Origin of the sequence: Corynebacterium sp. HMSC078A10, assembly GCF_001811565.1 — a bacterium.
Classification (GTDB): Bacteria; Actinomycetota; Actinomycetes; order Mycobacteriales; family Mycobacteriaceae; genus Corynebacterium; species Corynebacterium hesseae.
On record NZ_KV805179.1, the window covers coordinates 48476 to 69927 of the forward strand.

The window sequence follows — 21452 nt, forward strand, 5'->3', positions numbered from 1 at the left end:
GTGAAATGAGAGACATGGCACAAACACTTTCCCTGACAGACATCACCAAGGATTTCGGCGGCGGCCCGGTGCTCGCTGGAATCTCCCTCGACATCGCGCCGGGCGAGCTCGTGGCCGTCATGGGGCCGTCCGGCTCCGGCAAGTCCACGCTGCTGCACTGCATGTCCGGCGTGCTCACCCCCACGCACGGCAGCGTGCGCTACGGGGACGAGGAGCTCTCCGCGCTTTCCGACGCCCACCGCTCCCGCCTCCGCCTTCGCAACTTCGGCTTCGTCTTCCAAGATGGCCAGCTCCTGCCGGAGCTGAGCAACGTGGACAACGTGGCGCTGCCCGCAATGCTCAACGGTATGGGGCGGAGTGCCGCCCGCAAGCGAGCACTGGAGCTGCTGGACCAACTGGGCCTGGGCGATTTGGCGGACCGCCGCCCGGCGCAGGTTTCCGGTGGTCAAGCGCAGCGCGTGACCATCGCGCGTGCGCTGGTGGCGAATCCGGGCGTGGTCTTCGCCGATGAGCCCACCGGTGCCCTGGACCAGTCCACCGGTCATGAGGTGATGCAGATGCTGACCACCATCGTGCGCCAGTCGGGTGCCAGCCTGGTCATGGTCACGCACGACCCGAAGGTGGCCGACTGGATGCAGCGCCGCGTGGAGATTCGCGATGGCATCATCCACGACGACCGCCGCCTTGGGGTGATTCGATGAACACCGCAACCTTGGTCTTTGACCTGCAGCGCGAATCGATACGCGCGCGCTCCGGTACTGGAATTGTCTCGGTGCTGGCGATTGTGAGCCTGACCATTGGTTCCGCCATTGCCTTCCTCGTTGCGGGTGGCACCTGGATGTTCTGGGAGCGCGCCCAGCACGTCGAGGACGCCGCCCCGGCTCTCAAGGAGCCCTTCGGCAACGAGATTGAGTTCTTCCTGTATTCGTGGTTTGCTCTGGCCCTGTTGGCCTGCGCCTTCATTCTTCCGGCGCTGTTTAACCTCACAGCCCAAGCCGCTGTCCTCGGCGCCTCAGGCAGGGAGCAGCGCCTGGCCACCCTGCGCCTGTTGGGATTGAGCTCCCGCCAGGTGGAGCGCATGGCCATCGTGGAGACGGGCCTGCAAGCCATCATTGGCATCGTGCTCGGCGGGCTGATCAGCCAGCTCATCGCGCCGGTCTTCACCCAGCTGGACTTCCAGATGCGCTCCATTTCTTTGCCTGAGATTCTGCTGCCCTGGTGGGGTTATCTGGCCGTGGCCGGCGTACTTTTCCTGCTGGCCATCGGCGCAGCACTCGTCGGCATGCGCCGGGTGCGGGTGAGCCCGCTGGGCGTGGCTAAGCGTCAGATGCCCGCGGCTTACCGCTGGTGGCGCGCCATCGTCTTCCTTGTCATCGTGGCGGTCGGCGGGGCTTTCCTCTTCGGCAAGGCGGGCCCGCCCACCGCTATGGTCATCGTGGTTATGTTCGGCATGCTGATGAGCATCAACCTCATCGCTCCCTTCATCCTGCAGCTCGGCGCGCACATCTTGTCCCTCTTCCCGGGTACCGCGCACTTCGTGGCCTGCCAGCGCGTGGCGGGTAATGCGCGCCCCGCGTGGAGGCGGAGTGCTGCCATCGGCTTCTTCGGTTACTTGGCGGGATTCCTCGTTACCGCGCCCTTGGGCTCCGATGCCCTGGCTCTGTCGCTCAAGGAAGACCCCGGAACGAACGTGGTGTTCAAAGACATCTCCACCGGTGTCGTGTTAACCCTCATCTTTGGCTTCACGCTGACCACCATGTCCATCATCCTGGGACAGGTCTCCGGAATCTTTGAAGACAAGGAGCTCATCCGCTCCCTGGATCTCATGGGCGTGCCGCGTGGCTTCCAGTTCCGGTCCGGCGCGCTTGCGGTCATGGGGCCCGTCGTGGGATTGAGTTTCTTCGGCTTCCTCTTTGGCGGCGGGATTGCCTCGCTGATGTTCTTCTCCAGCGTCGAGTCAAGCGACGTCAATGTACTCGCCCGCCTGCTCATGGCCTTCGGCTTCTTGGCAGTGGGCTGGCTGGTTACGCTCCTTGCCATCGTGATTGTGGAGCCTCTCCGCGGTTACGTGTTGCGCACGGGACGGCGAAAAGAATGAAAACGGTACTGAAAATCTTCGGTGGCCTGTTCGTCGTTGCTCTCATCGCCGTGGTCGCGGCCGTGTACTTCTTCGGCCCCTCCTATGGCGGGGCGCTGCTGGGCAAGCCCTACTTCCTCTTTAACGCCAGCGAGAAGCGCATCAATACCGCGATGGTGGATACCGCAGCGATCTCCGGAATCTATGGCGAGAGCGAAGAATTCCAGCGCGCCCGTGAGGCCTTTAAGGAGGACCCCACGAACCCGGATCTCCTCGATGCCGCCATTGACGCCGCAGGCGGCAAGCACTCCAGCGTCTTTAGCGCCGAAAAAGAAAAGGCCATTGAGCGCACCGAGCCTTCGGTCGATTTCGACGACGGTGTCCTACGCGCCACCGTGCCGTCGATTGGCCGCCATAATGACGGCCAGGCCTACGCGGACACGTTGGCCCAAGGCCTGACTGCCCACCCGGAGGCGTGCGCTGCCGTGGTGGACCTGCGCGGCAACGGCGGCGGTGACATGGGGCCCATGTACGCGGGGCTCAGCCCGCTGCTGCCGGACGGCACCGCGCTCTCCTTCGTTAGCCGCATGGGCACTACCGACGTCACCATCGACGGCAACTCCGTCACCGGTGGCGGCACCCCCACCACCACGTCCGGCGGCAAGCTTGAGGTCCCCGTCGCCGTGCTCACCGACGACGAAACCGCGTCCTCCGGCGAGGCCACCCTCCTGGCCTTCCGCGGCCTGGATAACGTGCGCACCTTCGGCGAGCCGACCGCCGGCTACGCCTCCGCGAACGTGGTTCTGGATTACCCGGACGGCCGCTCGCTCATGCTCACCACGGCCAAGGACAAGGCTCGCACGGGCGAGGAGTTCGCCGAAGATCCCATCGCTCCCGATGCACCCGAATCCGAGCTCGACGGCTGGCTCGCCTCCCACTGTGGCTCCTAGGCACGTTGCGGCTTCCTAGCAGCATCGCTCGCGCTCCCAGCGCCAATAGTGGTGCCATGTCCACGGCGGGGCCACGAAACTGCCCCGCCCTTTTATGACCGCGAGAACCTGCTGGACGGCCACGTCGAGATGGTGTTCAATTGTGGCGGCGGTGAAGTGGAGGGGCCGGTAGCCGCGCTGGATGGCGTCGTTAAGCTTCTGGCGGTCGATCTCGAAACGCTGCCGGTTCTCGCCTTTGTGATAGGCATAGCCGTCCACCTCGATGGCCACCTTGTGTTCCTCTAGGAGCAAGTCCCAGCGGTAGGGGCCAATCCGCACGTTGTTGCGGACTTTGACGTGGGGATCGAGACCCCGGGTGAGGTCGCGCTCCGGCTTGCTATCCGCCCCGACGATGGCCTTTTCCAACACCTCACGCGTGTGCTTGGGCAGGCGGCGAAAGTCCAGCTGTTCCGTCTCGATGCGAGAGCGCCCATGCGGCCCAGCGAAGAAGGCCTCGATGAAGGCCACGGCATCCTCGTGCTCCATCGCCTCAACGAATTGCAGCGGGCTACACACGTTTACCCCATTCATGCTGCCCAGCGCTTTGGGCCGCGCCCGTCGGCTCCGGAAGTACGTGCTCGGTGCCATCGTTCCTGCGCGCAGGAAGTGAAGCGGAAAAGTCAGTTCTTGGCCAAGATACTGCTGGGCGGCGGTGTAGCCATCCAGAGCTGAATCCGGCCAGCGTCGTGAGACGATTTCAGCGAGCTCGCGCGGCGTTGGCACCGCAGATAAATACAGACCGCGACAAATCTTGATTGCCTGGCCATTAGCCGCACGGCGAGTGCCCGCGCGTCCCTCGAAAATTTTCATGTGCCCCCGATGAGTACGTTTCTAGCAAATAAGCCCCCAGAAACCGCTGTTTTCGGCCCCCTATTTGATCGAATCGTACGTCACGAATGCGGAGTTGTCGCGGTGACAAAGAAAAAGGACGTTTCGATCAACTAAGGCCTCTCAAACCCTCGGATTTTGGGTCTTATTTGATCGAAACGTCCCTAGAAACGCGAATTACTTGAAGCGAGCCTTAGCCTCTTCGAGGATCTTCTCTGCCTCAGCCTTGTCGCCCCAGCCGGAGCCGGTAACTTCCTTGTTCGGCTCCAGGTCCTTGTAGTGGACGAAGAAGTGCTCGATCTCATCCTTGATGTGCTGCTCCACATCGTTGATGTCCTGGTAGCGCTCCCAGCGCGGGTCATCGATGACGGCGAGCAGCTTGTCGTCGCCGCCGGCCTCGTCGGTCATCTTGAATACGCCGAGGATGCGAGCTTCCACGACAACGCCCGGGAAGACCGGCTCCGGGAGGATGACGAGTGCGTCGAGCGGGTCGCCGTCCTCGCCGAGGGTGTGGTCGATGAAGCCGTAGTCAGCCGGGTAAGCCATCGGGGTGAACAGGTAGCGGTCCAGGTAAACCTTGCCGGACTCGTGGTCCACCTCGTACTTGTTGCGGGAGCCCTTCGGGATCTCGATGGTTACTTCAACGCTCACGGCTGAATCCTCCATAACTAATAGGTTGGCATGTGCTCCGCATAGTCTACCGCGCTAGTCTAAAGGGCGATGAAAGCTAAGCATGTCTGGTGGAGTACTGCGGCCCTCGTCACGGCCGGCGTCGTGGCGGCGACGGCCGCAGTGGGCGTAGAAGTCCAGCGCACCTACGATCAACTGGACCACGGCCAGCCCTATAAGCAGGCAGAACCCGAAACGCTGCTCCAACCCGTCGAGCCTGGTGAGATAGACACCGCCGCGCTTAAAGCGAAGTTGGATGAGCTGGGCAAAGACAAGGCTCTCGCCACTTTCGGCGGTCAGGTCATCGACACCACCACCCACGAGGTGCTGTGGGAGCGCGAACCCGCAAAGCCGCTCACGCCCGCCTCCTCAACCAAGGTCCTCACCCTCGCCGCAGCAACGCTCGCGCTCGATGAAGAAGAACGCCTCACCACGGAAGTGGTCAAAGGCGATAACGATGGCGACGTGGTCATCAAAGCCTCCGGCGATGTGTGGCTGACGGACGAGCGCCTCGATGAGCTCGCGGAGCAGATCAAGAAGCACATGAGTACCGTCAACCGAGTATCCATTGATACCTCCGTCTGGGCCGGCCCCGACCAGGCTCCCGGCTGGGACGATGACAATATCGACGGCGGCTATGTCGCCCCCATCCAGCCGGCCATGCTCTACGGCGGGCGCATCGGGGAGAAGACCGGGGACGTCCCGCGCTCCCATGAGCCGGCACTCGACGTCGCCCGCGCGCTCGCCAACCGCCTGGGTACCGATAAAGCCGACATGGCCCCCGCACCCGACAACGCGGAGGCCATCGCCTCCAGCGAGTCCGAGCCGCTGGCCCTGCGCGCGCAGCAAGCGGCGAAGGACTCCGACAACGTCATGGCAGAGGCCATCGTCCGCGAGCTGGCCATCAGCCAAGATGCGGAGGCAAGTTTTGACGGTGCCGCGCAGGCCACCCTCGACACGCTCAGCGGCGCCGGCATCGACGTCAACGGCGTCACCTTAAAGGACGGTTCCGGTCTCTCCCGCGATAATCGCATCCCGGCAGGCCTCCTCGCGCACATTGCGGACCAAGCCGTGGCCACCGAAGAGCTTCGCCCACTGTTGGGCTACCTCCCCCTCGCCGGCGGCGAAGGAACCCTCTATGAGCGCTATTCCGATTCGCCCGCCCGCGGCTTCGTGCGCGCCAAGACCGGCACACTCACCGGAACCTCCGCGCTGACCGGCACCGCCCAAGGCCAGTCGGGCCGGGTTTATGCCTTCGCCTTCCTGGTCAACGACGGCGAAGTCACCTCCGCTCGCCAGGCCCAAGACGCCCTCGCCGCCGCACTCCATGACTTCTAAGAAACCTTTTTGGCCACGTAAAAGCCCCAACTTCTTGGCCTGCCGGGTGGCCGCCCGCGCCGTGGTGGGGCAGCACCCCCGCGCCATCGCGGTGGGTTTGTCCGGCGGGGCCGACTCGCTCGCTTTGACCGCCGCACTCGTTGCGGAGGGGCACGAGGTCACAGCGCTCTGCGTCGACCATGGCCTACAGGAAGGCTCGGCCGCACAGGCGCGCCGGGCTGCCGACCAGGCTCGTGGATTGGGAGCGGGGGCGGAGGTGTTGCCGGTGGACGTCGCCAAGCAAGGCTCCGTTGAAGCCGAAGCCCGCGCCGCCCGGTACCGTGCCTTCGCGCCCTGGGGCGAGGTGGCGGTGGCTCATACCGCTGATGACCAGGCCGAAACCCTGCTGCTGAGCGCCCTGCGGGGGAAGGTGGCGGGCATGTGCGAGCGTTCCGATGTCGAGGGCGTGCGCGTGCTGCGCCCCTTGCTGAACGTGCGCCGCGCCCAGACCGAGGCCGCCTGCGCGGAGCTAGGGCTGGACGTCTGGCACGATCCCCAGAACCAGGACCCGGCCTTTCGCCGCGTGGCGCTGCGCCGCGAGATCCTCCCGCGCCTGCAGGAGATCCTAGGCGGTGACCCCGTGCCGGCTTTGGCCCAGGCCGCCCATGACGCCGCGCTTGACGACGCCCTTCTCACCACCCACCCCACCCCCGACTGCGCCGAGCTAGCCGCCCTTCCCGAGCCGAAGCGCCGCCGGGCGATTGCCGCGTGGCTGCGCGAGGAAGGGGTAGAGGTTACGCGCGAGGCGGTGCGCGGCATCGATGCCCTGTGTACGCGGTGGCACGGGCAGGGGCCAATCGCCGTCCGTGGTGAAAAGAGAGGTACAAGGTTGGAAGTCGCACGCGTTGGTGGCAAACTGTCACTATTGCCTCGGTCAGCAAAGGAGCGCTCACGTGCACGACAACCATGATTCAGCCGTCCCCGCCAATCCTTATGGAGAGGACATTAGAAACGTACTCGTCGCCGAAGACGATCTTCAGGCGCGCATCCAAGAGATGGCGGACCGCGTTTCCGAGAAATACAGCAACGCCGATGATGACCTCATTCTGGTGTGCGTGCTCAAGGGTGCGGTCTTCTTCTTGACGGACTTTGCCCGCAAGCTCACCATTCCGTCCCAACTGGAGTTCATGGCGGTGTCCTCCTATGGCAACTCGGCCTCCTCCTCGGGCGTGGTGCGTATTTTGAAGGACCTGGACCGCGATATCGAGGGCCGTGATGTGGTCATCGTGGAAGATATCATCGACTCCGGCCTGACCTTGTCCTGGCTCATCCGCAACCTGCAGGGCCGCCAGCCGCGTTCCCTGGAAGTGGTCACGCTGCTGCGCAAGCCTGAGGTGGTCAAGGCGGAGCTGGATCTCTTCGACGTGGGCTTTGATATCCCCAACGAGTTTGTCGTGGGCTATGGTCTGGATTTTGCGGAGCGCTACCGTGACCTGCCCTATGTGGGCACGCTGGAGCCTGCGGTATACAGCAACGACTAGTTTTTCTTGCCCTCTGTTGCATGAGGCCTCGAATTCGCAAGGTAATTAATGAAAAATAAGAACATCATCCGCTATGGCTCGATCGCGGGCCTAGTTCTCATCCTGCTGTACGCTTTCACGTTCTTTAGCAATGATGCCCGCAGCTTCAAGCAGGTGGACACCTCCGTGGCCATGCAGCAGCTGACGGATAAGAACGTCGAGGAAGCGCAGATCGATGACCGCGAGCAGCAGCTGCGCCTCAAGCTCAAGAAGCCGGTGACGGTGGAGGAGCAGGAGGGCGTCGAAGAGGTCATTGCCAAGTACCCGGCCCGCGCCTCCGAGCAGGTCTTTAACGCGGTGAAGGGCTCTGGCGCGGAGAAGTACCAGACCAAGGTGACGCAGGATTCCTTCATCGGTTCCATGATCAGCTTCCTGCTGCCGATGCTGATCCTCTTCGCGCTGCTGTTCTGGCTTATGACCCGCATGCAGCAGGGCGCGGGCGGCATGTTCGGCATTGGTGGCTCCAAGGCTAAGGAGCTGACCAAGGACATGCCCACCAACACCTTTGCGGATGTTGCCGGTGCGGATGAAGCGGTGGATGAGCTCCAGGAGATCAAGGACTTCCTGGATGATCCGGAGCGCTATCACGCGCTGGGTGCGAAGATCCCGCGCGGCGTGCTGTTGTACGGCCCTCCCGGCACGGGTAAGACCCTTTTGGCCCGCGCCGTTGCGGGTGAGGCCGGCGTGCCTTTCTATTCCATTTCTGGTTCCGACTTCGTGGAGATGTTCGTCGGCGTCGGTGCTTCCCGCGTGCGCGACCTGTTCAAGCAGGCCAAGCAGAATAGCCCGTGCATCATCTTCGTCGATGAGATTGACGCCGTGGGCCGCCAGCGCGGTTCCGGTACCGGCGGCGGCCACGATGAGCGCGAGCAGACGCTGAACCAGTTGCTCGTGGAGATGGATGGCTTCGGTGACCGTGAGGGCGTCATCCTCATCGCCGCCACCAACCGTCCCGACATCTTGGACCCGGCGCTTCTGCGCCCGGGCCGTTTCGACCGCCAGATCCCGGTGACCAACCCGGACCTGGCCGGCCGCGAGCAGATTCTGCGCGTGCACGCCAAGGACAAGCCGTTGGCCAAGGAAGTGGACGTGGCGCAGCTGGCTAAGCGCACCGCCGGCATGTCCGGCGCGGATCTGGCCAACGTGCTCAACGAGGCTGCCCTGCTCACCGCGCGCATTGGCGGCAACGTCATTACCTACGACGCGCTGGAGGAGGCCACCGACCGCGTCGTCGGCGGCCCGCGCCGCCAGAGCAAGATCATCTCTGAGCACGAGAAGAAGGTCACCGCCTACCACGAGGGCGGACATACCTTGTCGGCGTGGGCGCTCAAGGACATTGAGCGCGTCTACAAGGTGACCATCCTGGCTCGCGGCCGCACCGGCGGCCACGCCATGACCGCGCAGGAAGACGACAAGGGCATGTACACCCGCGACGAGCTTTTCGCTCGCCTCGTCTTCGCCATGGGCGGGCGTGCCGCGGAAGAGCTCGTGTTCGGCGCACCGACCACCGGTGCCTCCTCTGATATCGAGCACGCCACCAAGATCGCGCGTTCGATGCTGACCGAATACGGCTTCAGCCCGGACCTGGGTACCGTCAAGTACGGCCAGGAGCAGGGCGATCCCTTCAGCTACGCCGGCGGCGGTGGAACCATCGACTACTCGGATTCCGTGGCCGCCAAGATCGATGAGCAGATGGCGTACCTCTTGGACCGCGCGCACCAGCAGGCCTATGACATCCTGTCCGAGCACCGCGACTACCTGGATAAGCTCGCCGAGATGCTGCTGGAGAAGGAAACCCTGCGCCGCCCGGACCTCGAGGGCATCTTCGAGGGCATCGAGCCGCGCGAGGCCTTCGACGTCTTCCCGAACGAGGACGCCCGCTTCCCGCGTCAGGCTGGCCGCGAGCCGGTGAAGACCCCGGTGGAGCTGGCCCAGGAGCGTGGTGAGGAACTGCCGAAACGCATGACGCTTCTCGACGCCTCCCGCGCCGCCCGCGAGCGCCGCCAGGCGGAGCTTGAGTGCGCGAAGGAGAACGGCGGCGAAGCCGGTGGCACTGCATCGGCGGCGCCGGTCGAGGAGATCGGCTTCAGCTTTGGCCAGCACGCAGGTGACTATGTGGACCCGGACAAGGGCAACACCTTCTTCGGCGAATCCGAGATCACCGAACCCACTGGCCGCGAGCTGAGCGAGGACGAAGCTGTCAGCGATGCGGCGCAGGAGGAGACCGTGGCCCCAGAGCAGGCAGGGCCCAGTAGCGAGGACACCCAAGAGATTCCGCGTGTGCCGGAGTCCGCTGCACCGCAGCCAGAATCCCAGCCGCAGCCAGAACCTCAGCCGCAGCCGCGCGAACCGGAACGCCGCGGCCGCCACGCCAAGCCGGAGGATCACGCCTGGGGCGCGCCCGGCTGGGGAGACAACGAATACCGCAACAACCCGTACAAGGACGGCGAGACCAATGAGCGATAACATCCCGGCGCAGCGCGAGTTCGATCACCAGCGTGCCGAAGCCGCCGTCCGCGAACTCCTCCTCGCAGTGGGCGAGGACCCCGACCGCGAGGGCCTGCGCGAGACCCCGGCCCGCGTGGCCCGCGCCTACGCGGAGGTCTTTGCAGGCTTGCACCAGGACCCGACCGAGGTCCTCCACAAGACCTTTGCGGAGGAGCACCAGGAGCTCGTCCTCGTGCGCGATATCCCCATCTACTCCACGTGCGAGCACCACCTTGTGCCCTTCTACGGCAAGGCGCACATCGGCTACATCCCGGGCCCTGACGGCCACGTCACCGGCCTGTCTAAGCTGGCCCGCCTGGCGGATATGTACGCCAAGCGCCCGCAGGTCCAGGAACGCCTCACTAGCCAGATCGCCAACGCCCTCGTGGACGTCCTCCACGCGCAGTCCGTCATCGTGGTCATCGAGTGCGAGCACCTGTGCATGGCCATGCGCGGCATCCGCAAGCCGGGGGCTACCACGACGACCTCCGCGGTCCGCGGCGGTTTCAAGAAGAATGCGGCCTCCCGTGCGGAGGTCATGAGCCTCATTAGGAGCTAGTTTCCATGGCAGTCAGCAACCTCACCGTCCCCGGCCGCACGCTGGTCATGGGCATCGTCAACGTCACGGAAGATTCCTTCTCTGACGGCGGACGCTGGATTAATGTCGACGACGCCATCGCGCACGCCCGGCACTTGGTGGCCTCCGGCGCGGACATGATCGATGTGGGCGGCGAGTCCACCCGCCCGGGTGCGGTGCGTGTCGCGGCCGAAGAGGAAGAGCGCCGCGTCGTGCCCGTCATCAAGGCGCTGCACGAGGAGGGGATTAAGACCTCCGTGGACACGATGCGGGCCTCGGTTGCTCAAGCCGCCGCCGAAGCCGGTGTCGACATGATCAATGACGTCTCCGGCGGTGCGGCCGACCCGGAGATGTACCGCACTATGGCGGCTACCGGCCTGCCGGTGTGCCTCATGCACTGGCGCACCGTCCAATTCGGCAGCGCGGCCGGAGTGGCCGACCACGGCGGGGATGTCGTGCGCGATGTCCACGAGTCCCTGGCGAAGCTCGCCGATAACGCCCTGCAAGCCGGTGTTAGCCACGACAATATCGTCGTGGATCCGGGCCTGGGCTTTGCCAAGTCCCCGCAGGATAACTGGGCTTTGCTCAAGGCGCTGCCGGAGTTCCTGCAGGGCGAGTTCCCGCTATTGGTGGGCGCTTCCCGCAAGCGCTTCCTCGCCGCCATTCGGGAGGACCGCGGTGCCGAGTCCAGCCCACTGCTCGCGGATCCGGCCACCGTGGCTGTGACCGCCATCTCCGCACAGATGGGAGCGTGGGGCGTGCGCGTGCACGAGGTCGATGTCTCCCGCGATGCCGTGGACGTGGCCGCCGCCTGGAATGCGGGCACTGCTTACACCGGCGGCGAGCATGCCTCCGGCAGCTACGCCAACGGCGCCGATGGAGGCACTGTGGTCTCGACTTCGCTGGGGAGGGCATAAGCCCATGGCAGATCGCATCGAGCTCACCGGTCTGGAATGCTTTGGCTACCACGGCGTCTTCGAGGAAGAGAAGAAAACCGGCCAGCCCTTCATCGTGGACGTCACATGTTGGTTGGACACCGCGGGCATTGAGGATGACCTGTCCCGTACGGTGAATTACGCCGAGCTTGCCGACGTCGCCGCAGACATCGTCGAAGGCCCCTCCCGCGATCTCATCGAAACGGTGGCCGCTGAAGTCGCCGAGACCGCGATGCAGCGCTTCGATATCCTCCACGCCATCGAGGTGACGATCCACAAGCCGAAGGCACCCATCCCGCGCACCTTTGCCGACGTCGCCGTCGTAGCGCGCCGCTCCCGGAAGCGGATGGCAGGCTAATGCGCGCTGTCTTGTCCATCGGCTCCAACATGGAGGACCGCCGCGCACTCCTGCAGACCGTTTTCGATGAATTCGGCGCCGAGACCGTTGCGGCCTCTCCGGTCTATGCCACCCCGCCGTGGGGCGTGACCGACCAAGATGAATTCCTCAACGCGGTGCTCATCGTGGACGTGGACTGCACGCCGCTGGAACTTCTTCGCCGTGGCCAGAAGCTGGAAGAAGCAGCTGAGCGCGTACGCGTGCGGCACTGGGGTCCGCGCACCTTGGACGTGGACATCGTGCAGATAGACGGCGTTACCTCCGATGATCCTGAGCTCACCCTCCCGCACCCCTATGCGCACGAGCGCGCTTTCGTGCTCGTGCCGTGGTTGGCTGCGGATGAGCACGCGGAGCTCAACGGCACCCCGGTGCGCAAGCTCATCGCGGGCCTCGATGAGGACGAGGTCGCAGCGGTGAAGGAAGTGGGGTAGGCGATGAAGAGGACGTCGATCAGCGCGCTCCTCGGCGTGGCCCTCTTCGTGGCCGCAGCGGCCGCCATCCTCACCACCCGCTTTTATGGCTCAATGCTGGCCATTCCGGCAACGGTGTCGATTTCCCTGTGGGCCATGGCGCTGGTCTGCGTGCTGTTGACCCTTAAGGTGCGCGGCGCCAAGGACGATGAGCATGGCATCGGCTTGGATAACTCGCAGCTGAATCCCATGACCATCGCGCAATTCCTGCTCGTCGGTAAAGCCTCCGCGTGGACTGGCGCCATTGTGGGCGGGGCCTATGCGGGAATGGCGGTTTATGTCGTGCCGCGCGCCGGCGAGCTCGTTGCTGCGGCCGGTGACCTGGCCGGGGTGGTGACCTCGGCACTGGGTGGTGCCGCGATGTGCGTTGCCGGAGTAGTGTTGGAGCGACACTGCGAGGTGCCACCTCCATCTGATGGTGCACAAGCGGTAAGTTAGTGGGCATGACGAGTCCGAACCACGCCCCTGAGCCCCAGCACGAGTCGGCCCCGGATGATCGCTCGACGACCCAGTTTTCTGTACAGCCGGACTCACAGCCGCCAACGTCGGTGGAGTCTTCCCAGTCCGGTTCGAAGACGGACGCCGGTTCCATCGGGCTCATCGTCTTGGTCATTCTCGCGGTCATTGCCAGCCTGGTCATGTTGATTTCGGGCTCGGCGAACGCGCTGAAGATCGCCTTGCTCGCTTCCCTGTGGGCCGCGGTTCTGGGCTTCTTCCTGGTGGTGCGCTACCGCCGTCAGGCACATGAGGCCAACGAGCTTCTGGCGGTGGAGCGCGCCCATGCTGCTTCCTCACTGACCGCCTCCGGATCTTCCACAGCAGACAATAGCGAGGTTCTGGCGGAGATCCGTTCTGAACTAGAAGCCATCCGCGCCCAGATCGAGGAGATCTCGGGGCGCGAGTGGGTCTACGAACCTGCCGCCCTGTACGCGGAGGCCCGCCGTATCCAGGAGCTGGAGCGCAAGGCCGGTGGCGCGAGCGTGGATGAGCGCGGCGATGCCACCAACGTGAATTTCACTCAGAAGTCCGGTGGCGCGCCGTCTGCCGACGCCGTGGCAGGCCGCCTCGGCTCGCAGCCGACCCACCCGGTGAGCAACCCGCTGGACAACCTGTTGGCGGATAATGCCCGTGCCAACGCCCAGCAGCCGGCGGCGAAGCCAGCTCAGCAACCCACGCAGAAGCCAGCCGAGCGGCCCGCCGCGAAACCCGCCGGGAAATCCGCAGAACAGCAGGGCGCCCGCCCAGCCCCATCGCCCTTCAGCGCGCCGCAGCCTTCTCAGAACCGTCCCTCGGCGTTTCGCCCAGTGACCGAAACACAGCCTCAGCCGCAGGCGGCACAGCAGAAGCCACAGCCGAAGCCTCAACCCCAGCCGAAGACTGAGAAGCCACAGCCCCAGCCAAAGGCGCCGGAGTTCAAGACCGATAGCTTCCAGGCCGTGCAGTGGAACCAGGGTGCCGCGGGCGGGCAGCACATCAAGGAGAACTCTGCCCCGGCCCAGCCGCACCACCGCCACCGCAAGCCGGAGGCAGACACCGCACAGACCAGCACCCGTGGCCGCCGCCGCAGCGATGAGCACCGCGAGGGCGCGGTCTCCGTGGCGGAGCTCATGGCACGCCGCAAGCGTCAGCAGGTACAGCAGAACAAGGGCGACAAGAAGTAGATGAAGGCACCACGCATGCGGGTGGCGGTCTGGGGTAACTCCCGGGCCGGCCTTAACTTCGCACGGCGCCTCGAGTGGGCGGGCCATACCATCGAGAGCCTTGAGGACCCCGCGCAGTTGGACCGCTTCGATGCACTGATTATCGCTGCAACGGCGAGAGAGCTGGAGGCAGCTGTGGGAGACGTCGCCAAGCACGTGCGCCCGAGACAGATCGTCATCCATACCTCGTTGCTGGCCGGTGTGGAAGCACTCGATGACCTGGAAACGCGCGGGTGTGTGACGATTGCCGCAGCACCATTGGCTGACTCTTATGCGGTGAGCGCGCCCGATGAGGTAGCGGAAACCGTCATTGGTCTGCTGCTATCGGAGATTTCCCAGTCCGCAGAAACGGTGCCGGAGGAGCAGCGCGCCGAACGTGCCGCACGGTTGTACTACGCGGAGATGCTCGGTGCACTCAGCGTGTGGGCGGCGATAAAGGCGGGGATTATCGAAAACTTTATGGGCGGCGCCTTCGACCTCGACGCCGGGGACATCATCGATGCTTATTCTGCCGCCGTGGAGCTGGGCATGGCGCGCAACTACCGCGACGTCGCCCGCATGGTGGGCGGGCAGGAGAAGATTGAAGAACTGGAACTGTGGGCAGTAAGAAAGGAAGCGCCGTGGCAGAACAACTCCTAGTGGAGGACATTGAGCGCATCCGCATGGTTGGTAGCGCCTACCGCAAGACGGGCAAGCGTGTGGTGCTCGTGCCGCTGGGCCGCGATATCCATGCGGGGCACTTGGCCTTGGTGCAGGCGGCGCAGCGCGTGCGCGGCGGCATCGTCGTCGTGGCTGTGGACCCAGAGACGGACATCTCTGCCCTCGACGGTGTTGATGTGGTGTGGCGCTATAGCGAGCAGAGCCAGCGCACGCGGGTCCTCGCACCCGATCACGGCATGGAGGACGTGAGCGCGGAGCTGACCCGCATTGTGGCGCTGACCTGTGCGCTGGGGCCCAGCGATGTGCTCATGGGGGAGAAGGACTACGAGCTGCTCGTGGCCACCCAGCAGGCCTTTACGGACCTCCACATCACAGCGCGCGTGCAGGGCGTGCCCTCGGTGCGCATGCCGGACGGAGTGGTGATGAGCCTGCGCAACGCTGACGTCGCACCGGAGGCCCGCGAGCAAGCCAGCGCGCTGTCGGCGGCACTCACCGCCGGTGCGTACGCGGCGGAGTCCGGAGCCGAAGAGGTTGTGCGCGTGGCACGTGAAGTGTTGGCCGCAGCAAACGTGGAGTCGGAGTACGTCGAGCTGCGCGGACGCGACCTGGGTGAGGCCCCCGCAGAGGGCGATGCCCGCCTCTTTATCGCCGCTACCGTGGGTGGGGTGCGGCTCATCGATAACGCGGGCGTGCCGTTGGGCATTGGCTTCCGTAACTTAGAACAGCGCGGATAAAAGTCTGTGGCGCAGGTCTCCACCAGTTAGGTTGGAGGCATGAAGATTGGAATTCTGGGAGCCGGCGCCATCGGCGGATACTTTGGCGGAAAACTGAAAGCAGCGGGCCACGACGTCGCCTTCGTCGCTCGCGGTGAGACCTTGCGGGTGTTGGGGGAGACGGGCGTGACGCTGATCGACGCCCACGCGGAACCCACCACCACCGAGGTCATTAAGGTCCCGGCTGCCCAAACTTTTGCTGAGGTCAAAGAACTCTTGGGTGGGCTGGACGTGGCGGTTATTGCGTCGAAGGCGCTGCCGGGCAACGAGACCTTTGGCAGCGCGGAGGACCGAGAGGCCCTACAGGGGATCCCGGTGGTGACCACGCACAACTCGGTTGAGATTCCCTACCTGGCGGCCGAGGAATTCGGGGAGGAAAACATCCTTGCCGGTGTCGCCCGCGTTTACGCCACCCGCCTGGGACCGGCTCAGATCAAGCGCAACCCAGGGCCCTTGGCTTTGGCTTTTGGTCCGCTGAGTGCTGAGGCGCCGGAGTCGCTGCGCCGTACGGGCGAGGAGCTGGCGGCCGCGTTGAAAAAGTCTGGGGCCTCCAGCAAGTTCCACGACGCCGCGTTTGTCGACGTCTGGTCGAAAGCCATGTTCGTCACCCCGACAGGCACTCTAGGCACCTTGGTGGACAAACCGATTGGGTACCTCTGCCAGGAAATCCCCGGCCAGCTCGAGGCCTTCATGCGGGAAGTTGAGGCCGTCGGGCGCGCACTCGGCGTGGAGCTACCAGAGAACGTGGTGGAACAGACCATGGAGTTTGCCCGCCAGCAGCACCCGGACAGCACGTCCTCAATGCAGCGCGATATCAAGGAAGGATTGCCCAACGAATTAGACGCCCAGGTCGGAGCGATCCGACGCATGGGCGTCAAAGCTGGGGTTGCAACCCCGTTGTGGGACTTCGCACAGGAGGTGCTGGAGGCGCAGCTGCGCACCGCCTAAGAGTGCGCACTACGCAGCGTCGGTGCCTTATTCGGTACCGATCTTGCCGCCCTTCTTCCACACCACAACCACGGCCGGGCGCGGGGTGGACTTACCGCCATCAGGCCAGTGGGAGGTGGCCTTGTCGAAGGTGGCGTCATCAGACTCGCCCGGGTGCTGAACGTTGACCATGACGCGGTCATCGTCGACGATCGGGCCACAGGTCTCCGCGCCCGCCGGGACGGTGAGGAAGCACTTGAGCTCGCCGCGGGTCTCGCCCTCGGTGGTCACGGCGTAGAGGCCGTCGTTAGAGTCCAGCGCGTTGCCGTCAGTGGAGATCCACAGGTTGCCGTGGTTGTCGAAGGCCAGGTTATCCGGGCAGGAAATCGGGGAGACCTTCTCCTTGTCGAAGCCACCGAAGTAGGTGCTGGCCTCACGCGGGTCACCGCAGACTAGGAAGAGGTTCCAGGTGAACTTCTCACCGGCGTGGTCATCCTCGAGCTCCATGACGAGGCCGTTCTTGTTCTCCTTGACCGGAGCCCATTCCTTGGCGTCTTCCTTGTTCTTCTTAGCGTTCTCGCCGGTGGCGCCGCGGTACTTATTGTTGGTCAGCGCGATGTAGACCTTCTCGGTCTCCGGGTGAACCTGGACGTCTTCCGGGCGGTCCATCTTGGTGGCGCCCACCTTGTCGGCGGCCTCACGGGTAAAGACGGCGACCTCTTCGGCGGACATGCCGTCCACGTGGGACTCGAACTTGTTGTTCTCAGTATCGGAGGTCAGCAGCTTGACCCACTCGCCGCTGCCATCGAAAGCGCCGTCCTCCGGCAGGACACCAGAGCCGTCGATTTCCTTCTCCGGGGAGTTGCCCTCCATCTTGGCCACGTACAAGGTGCCGTGGTCCAGGATGGTCATGTTGTGCTCGAGATCGCCTTCCTTGTACTTCTTGGTGGAGACGAACTTGTAGACGTACTCGAAGCGGGAGTCATCGCCGGAGTAGCACACCACGGTGCCATCCTTGGTGATGTGGATGTTGCCGGCCTCGTGTTTGAAGCGGCCCACTGCGGTGTGCTTAATCGGGGTGGACTTCGGGTCCAGCGGGTTGATCTCCACGAGCCAGCCAAAGCGGTTCGGCTCGTTCGGCTCCTTGGTCACATCAAAGCGGGCATCGTACTTTTCCCACTTGCGGTCGGACGGGCCTTCCTCGATGCCGAAGCGCTTGAGGGATTCAGCAGCCTTCTTATCCTTGATGTCGCCGCCGGCGAAGTATTGGTCGAAGTTCTCTTCGCCGGAGAGCATGGTGTTCCACGGGGTCACGCCGCCGGAGCAGTTGTTGAGGGTACCCAGGACCTTCTCACCCTTCGGGTCGGCGGAGGTCTTCACCAGGTCAGTGCCCTTAGCTGGGCCCACCAGGGTGAACGGGGTGGTGGCGGTGATGCGGCGGTTGAGCGGGCCGAACTCACGCTTGAGCTCGCCGGAGCCCTTGACCTTGGACACCTCGAGGATAGTGTGGCCGTGACCGGCCCAGCCGATCTTCACCTGTTCCTCGGTGGGGTTCTCCGGATCGTAGTCCGGGAACATCATCGGCTCGGTGGTGTACTCGTGCGAGCACATGTAGATCATGCGGTTCTTGTCATCCGGGTGCTCGATGAGGCCGGCGAAGTCATTGTTGAAGCCGAACTGCTTCTCCGCCGCTTCGGCGGTCTGGTTGTTGACGTCGAATTCCGGAGCGCCCTCGATGACTGGGTCACCCCAGGCAATCAGAACGGACTGCTCATAGCCCTTCGGGATGACGACCTCATCCTTGGTATTGGCCTCAACGGCTTCAAAGTGCATGCCTTCGGCGGAGGTGAGCTCGATGTCGGAGCCCTTAACTTCGCTGGTCTTGTTGGAGGAGCCGCCCGCCGCAGACCCGTTGTCATCCGGAGCAGCGCATGCAGCCAGCGCAGAGGAACCACCAACGGCGACGACAGCCAAGCCACCGGCGCGCAGGGCGGTACGGCGGGAGAACTGGTCGCCGAAGTAAGGGTTGTCGGAGGTGTTCTCGCATTCGCCGAAACAGGCATTACCGCACTTGTAGGTGCAGGTAAGAGAAGAACGAGACGAGGTGAACATGTTAGCCAAGAGATTACGGCCGTTGAGTGCCATGAAAGTTATGCTCCAAAAATCGAAAATCGTTGGTTGCGCAAGGGGATGTCGCAACGAAGTGTCGCAACGGACGTCATGAGTTAATACGGTTGAGATGACCGCGCGGTTGATCCTGTCTAACCGCTAGATGAACACTCTGTGAACCGGGATCGCGCCAGCGTATAGGGATCGACTACCCTAGACAACCGTGAGCGAGAAGAAGAATACTGAAGTTACTGACGTCCCCGAGCAGCTGCGCATTCGCCGCGAGAAGCGTGCCCGACTGTTGGAGTCCGGCACCGAGCCCTATCCGGTGACCGTAGACCGCACGATCTCCCTGCGGGATCTTCGCCAGCAGTTCCAGGTGGTGGCCGAAGGTGAGGAGCCAGCCGCGGAAGAGGGCGTCACCTACCTCAGCGCTGGTGAGGAGACTGACGTTGAGGTGGCCATCGCCGGCCGCCTCATCTTCATGCGCAATACCGGCAAGCTGTGCTTCGCCACCCTGCAGGATGGCGACGGAACCCAGGTGCAGGCCATGCTGTCCCTTGCAGAGGTAGGGGAGGAGCGCCTCGCCGCGTGGAAGTCCGACGTTGACTTGGGTGATTTCATCTCCGTGCGCGGCCGAGTTATTGCCTCGCGCCGCGGCGAGCTCTCCGTCATGGCTAGCGAATGGACCATGGCGGCGAAGTCCTTGCGCCCGCTTCCGGTGTCCTTCGCTGACATGAATGAGGAAACCCGCGTGCGCCAGCGCTACAACGACCTCATCGTGCGCGAGGAAGCCCGCAAGAATGCCATGACCCGCGTCAAGGTCATGCGTGCACTGCGCAACTACCTGGAGGATGAGGGCTTCGTAGAGATCGAAACCCCGATGCTGCAGACCCTCCACGGCGGTGCAGCAGCCCGCCCGTTCGTAACGCACTCCAATGCTTTGGACATTGACCTGTACCTGCGCATCGCGCCGGAGCTCTTCCTTAAGCGCGCCGTCGTCGGCGGCATCGATCGCGTCTTTGAGATTAACCGCAACTTCCGCAACGAGGGCGTCGACCGCTCCCACTCCCCGGAATTCGCCATGCTGGAGACCTACGCCGCGTGGGGCGACTACAACGATTGCGCCCGTACTACCCGCGAGTCCATCCAGTCGGTGGCACGTGCGGTCTTCGGTTCCACCACCGTTACTTTGGCGGATGGCACTGAGTATGACTTCGGTGGTGAAGAGTGGCCGGAGATTGAAATGTACCCCTCACTCAACGAGGCTCTGCAACGCAAGTTCCCGGGCCAGCCGGAGGTCACCATTGACTCCACCGTCGAGGAGCTCAAGGCGCTTGCCGACGTCATCGGGCTCGACGTCCCGAAGGGCGGCGGCTGGGGCCACGGCAAACTGGTGGAAGAGATCTGGGAGGTGCTCTGCGAGGACCAGCTTGAGGGCCCGATCTTTGTGAAGAACTTCCCGGTCGAGACCTCTCCGCTGACCCGCCAGCACCGCTCCCTGCCGGGTGTGACCGAGAAGTGGGATCTCTACGTGCGCGGCTTCGAGCTGGCTACCGGATACTCGGAGCTGGTGGATCCCGTTATCCAGCGCGAGCGCTTTGAGGATCAGGCGCGCTTGGCCGCCGGCGGTGATGAGGAAGCCATGGTCTTGGACGAGGACTTCCTCGCCGCCATGGAGCAGGGAATGCCTCCGACAGCCGGCACGGGCATGGGCATCGACCGCCTGCTCATGGCCCTGACTGGCCTGGGTATCCGTGAGACCGTGCTCTTCCCGATTGTGAAGCCGGAGAAGTAGGCCCGAGGCCAGCTCGCACAGAGCTCACCCCGCGGCACATTCCGCGCGCAACGCACAAGCCACCAGCCCCACAGCTGAAGGCTTGTGCGTTGTTGTTTTGCAGCCTCCAGTTTGTCGCCGCAGCGCACATCACTCAGCGAGAAGCCTGCCTGCGTGGAAAAATACAAAATATGAAAAAGCTACTCTCTCTTCTCACGCTGCCGCTTGTAACGGCTGGCTTGGTTGCGTGTTCTTCTGATGAAGGAACCGAGGAAACCCATCGATTCGAAGTTGTGGAGTCCTCCGGTTCTCAAAGCAGTGCGCAAAGCTCTGAAAGCGCCGAAGAAAGCGATTCCACAGATCGCGAGCCGGAGTTTGGCTCTCAATCTTCCGGGCTTAAAGAACGCGATGCCGAGGACTTCCGCGCCACTGGGTTCAGGTATGAGACCACGGTTGCCTGGGGAGTAAGGAGCCCAGACGGCAGGGTGTCGTGTTCTCTGCATGAAGGTTCTAAAGGGCCGACGTGCTTAGTTGGTTTTGACAATCCTCCCATTGTGCCCGACCCCGAAAACCCGCAGTGGGAGGCGAACATAGTGATCTTCAAAGATGGCGCAGGCTTCTTCCCCAACGGCGTGGTGGATGCCGGCGACCAGGTTCCATCGCAGCAGCTGGGGGAAGGCGAGAAGGTCGAAATAGACGGTGTGGTTTTTGAAGCCCCCAGCGCAGATGAATTCACCGTTCAGGCCCAAGGGCACCAGTTCACCGTGAAAGACGGCGGCCAGTTTTCGGCGGATACCTATCCTTTTAAACCGGACTCCAATGGCTATGCGCCCGTGGGTACCGTCTGCGGCGAGGCTGACACCAATTTTGGCCGTCAGAAAGTCTTTGTGCAGACAGACGGGACGAATTGCACGACTGCAATGGACATCGTGGACAAGTACTTCAACTACGAGTGGGACATCAAAGAAATGAACTCTCGCGGAATTTTGGAGCTTGACGGCTGGAAGTGTTCCTACCGAGAACCGGAGTACATTGACATGCCGGATCCGGATGCACGCCGTCTGCACTGCGGTGATTTGTCCGGTAATGGTCGGGTCATTCTTCTCGACGCTGTACACCCAGATGTTCCGAAATACACATATAACTACTAGCGCAGCACTAATTCGTGGGACGATGATTG

Annotated in this window: 21 protein-coding genes; 18 read left to right on the forward strand and 3 right to left on the reverse strand. The window is 63.6% G+C overall.

Annotated features, from left to right (window positions below):
• The first annotated feature begins 14 nt into the window (after positions 1 to 14).
• Genes HMPREF2808_RS00420 through HMPREF2808_RS00430 form a run of 3 tightly spaced genes read left to right on the forward strand, consistent with a single transcriptional unit; the run spans position 15 to position 3027 of the window.
• Positions 15 to 701, forward strand: a complete 687-nt coding sequence (locus tag HMPREF2808_RS00420) for an ABC transporter ATP-binding protein (RefSeq protein WP_070622958.1) — start codon at positions 15 to 17, stop codon at positions 699 to 701.
• Positions 698 to 2098, forward strand: coding sequence for an FtsX-like permease family protein (locus HMPREF2808_RS00425; RefSeq protein WP_042532379.1), 1401 nt, complete (start codon positions 698 to 700; stop codon positions 2096 to 2098). The genes HMPREF2808_RS00420 and HMPREF2808_RS00425 overlap by 4 nt, the downstream gene beginning before the upstream one ends.
• Positions 2095 to 3027 (forward strand): S41 family peptidase, encoded by a 933-nt coding sequence (locus HMPREF2808_RS00430; protein ID WP_070622961.1) that lies wholly within the window; start codon positions 2095 to 2097, stop codon positions 3025 to 3027. Before HMPREF2808_RS00425 ends, HMPREF2808_RS00430 begins: the two co-directional genes overlap by 4 nt.
• 15 nt (positions 3028 to 3042) lie before the next feature.
• Here HMPREF2808_RS00430 and HMPREF2808_RS00435 read toward each other — a convergent pair whose 3' ends face one another.
• Together HMPREF2808_RS00435 and HMPREF2808_RS00440 are read right to left on the reverse strand one after the other, a co-directional pair.
• Positions 3043 to 3876: an endonuclease domain-containing protein gene (locus HMPREF2808_RS00435; RefSeq protein WP_070622964.1), complete on the reverse strand. Its 834-nt coding sequence runs from the start codon at positions 3874 to 3876 to the stop codon at positions 3043 to 3045.
• A gap of 195 nt (positions 3877 to 4071) precedes the next feature.
• A complete protein-coding gene (locus HMPREF2808_RS00440) occupies positions 4072 to 4545 on the reverse strand; it encodes an inorganic diphosphatase (RefSeq protein ID WP_039676644.1) in 474 nt (157 codons plus the stop codon).
• 69 nt (positions 4546 to 4614) lie between these two features.
• Here HMPREF2808_RS00440 and dacB point away from each other — a divergent pair, with 69 nt between their 5' ends.
• Genes dacB through HMPREF2808_RS00505 form a run of 13 tightly spaced genes read left to right on the forward strand, consistent with a single transcriptional unit; the run spans position 4615 to position 16407 of the window.
• Positions 4615 to 5901 (forward strand): D-alanyl-D-alanine carboxypeptidase/D-alanyl-D-alanine endopeptidase, encoded by a 1287-nt coding sequence (gene dacB, locus HMPREF2808_RS00445; protein WP_070622967.1) that lies wholly within the window; start codon positions 4615 to 4617, stop codon positions 5899 to 5901.
• Positions 5891 to 6850, forward strand: coding sequence for a tRNA lysidine(34) synthetase TilS (gene tilS, locus HMPREF2808_RS00450; protein WP_070622970.1), 960 nt, complete (start codon positions 5891 to 5893; stop codon positions 6848 to 6850). Before dacB ends, tilS begins: the two co-directional genes overlap by 11 nt.
• On the forward strand, positions 6834 to 7421 hold the full coding sequence (gene hpt / locus HMPREF2808_RS00455) for a hypoxanthine phosphoribosyltransferase (RefSeq protein ID WP_070622973.1): 588 nt from the start codon (positions 6834 to 6836) through the stop codon (positions 7419 to 7421). Before tilS ends, hpt begins: the two co-directional genes overlap by 17 nt.
• Positions 7422 to 7469: 48 nt before the next feature.
• Positions 7470 to 9926, forward strand: a complete 2457-nt coding sequence (gene ftsH / locus HMPREF2808_RS00460) for an ATP-dependent zinc metalloprotease FtsH (RefSeq protein WP_070622976.1) — start codon at positions 7470 to 7472, stop codon at positions 9924 to 9926.
• The gene (gene folE / locus HMPREF2808_RS00465; RefSeq protein ID WP_070622979.1) at positions 9916 to 10506 is read left to right on the forward strand and encodes a GTP cyclohydrolase I FolE; all 591 of its coding nucleotides are present in this window, start codon (positions 9916 to 9918) and stop codon (positions 10504 to 10506) included. Before ftsH ends, folE begins: the two co-directional genes overlap by 11 nt.
• 5 nt (positions 10507 to 10511) lie before the next feature.
• Positions 10512 to 11441, forward strand: a complete 930-nt coding sequence (gene folP, locus HMPREF2808_RS00470) for a dihydropteroate synthase (RefSeq protein WP_070622982.1) — start codon at positions 10512 to 10514, stop codon at positions 11439 to 11441.
• A gap of 4 nt (positions 11442 to 11445) precedes the next feature.
• On the forward strand, positions 11446 to 11817 hold the full coding sequence (gene folB, locus HMPREF2808_RS00475; protein ID WP_070622990.1) for a dihydroneopterin aldolase: 372 nt from the start codon (positions 11446 to 11448) through the stop codon (positions 11815 to 11817).
• A complete protein-coding gene (gene folK / locus HMPREF2808_RS00480) occupies positions 11817 to 12287 on the forward strand; it encodes a 2-amino-4-hydroxy-6-hydroxymethyldihydropteridine diphosphokinase (protein WP_070622993.1) in 471 nt (156 codons plus the stop codon). The genes folB and folK overlap by 1 nt, the downstream gene beginning before the upstream one ends.
• Before the next feature lie 3 nt (positions 12288 to 12290).
• Positions 12291 to 12764 (forward strand): DUF3180 domain-containing protein, encoded by a 474-nt coding sequence (locus tag HMPREF2808_RS00485; RefSeq protein WP_070622998.1) that lies wholly within the window; start codon positions 12291 to 12293, stop codon positions 12762 to 12764.
• Between the two features lie 5 nt (positions 12765 to 12769).
• Positions 12770 to 13987, forward strand: coding sequence for a DUF6779 domain-containing protein (locus HMPREF2808_RS00490; RefSeq protein ID WP_070623141.1), 1218 nt, complete (start codon positions 12770 to 12772; stop codon positions 13985 to 13987).
• Entirely contained in the window at positions 13988 to 14665 is a 678-nt protein-coding gene (locus tag HMPREF2808_RS00495; protein ID WP_083306406.1) for a Rossmann-fold NAD(P)-binding domain-containing protein, read from the forward strand.
• Complete coding sequence (locus HMPREF2808_RS00500) at positions 14647 to 15420, forward strand: pantoate--beta-alanine ligase (protein WP_338025102.1); 774 nt, start codon at positions 14647 to 14649, stop codon at positions 15418 to 15420. Before HMPREF2808_RS00495 ends, HMPREF2808_RS00500 begins: the two co-directional genes overlap by 19 nt.
• A 39-nt stretch (positions 15421 to 15459) precedes the next feature.
• Positions 15460 to 16407: a 2-dehydropantoate 2-reductase gene (locus tag HMPREF2808_RS00505; protein WP_070623001.1), complete on the forward strand. Its 948-nt coding sequence runs from the start codon at positions 15460 to 15462 to the stop codon at positions 16405 to 16407.
• Positions 16408 to 16434: 27 nt separating this feature from the next.
• On the opposite strand, the gene HMPREF2808_RS00510 is transcribed toward HMPREF2808_RS00505, so the two are convergent.
• Complete coding sequence (locus HMPREF2808_RS00510) at positions 16435 to 18531, reverse strand: PhoX family protein (RefSeq protein ID WP_070564108.1); 2097 nt, start codon at positions 18529 to 18531, stop codon at positions 16435 to 16437.
• A gap of 187 nt (positions 18532 to 18718) precedes the next feature.
• Here HMPREF2808_RS00510 and lysS point away from each other — a divergent pair, with 187 nt between their 5' ends.
• Positions 18719 to 20293, forward strand: coding sequence for a lysine--tRNA ligase (gene lysS, locus HMPREF2808_RS00515; protein WP_070562346.1), 1575 nt, complete (start codon positions 18719 to 18721; stop codon positions 20291 to 20293).
• 89 nt (positions 20294 to 20382) lie between these two features.
• Positions 20383 to 21423, forward strand: coding sequence for a hypothetical protein (locus HMPREF2808_RS13245; RefSeq protein ID WP_210386944.1), 1041 nt, complete (start codon positions 20383 to 20385; stop codon positions 21421 to 21423).
• Positions 21424 to 21452 lie beyond the last annotated feature (29 nt).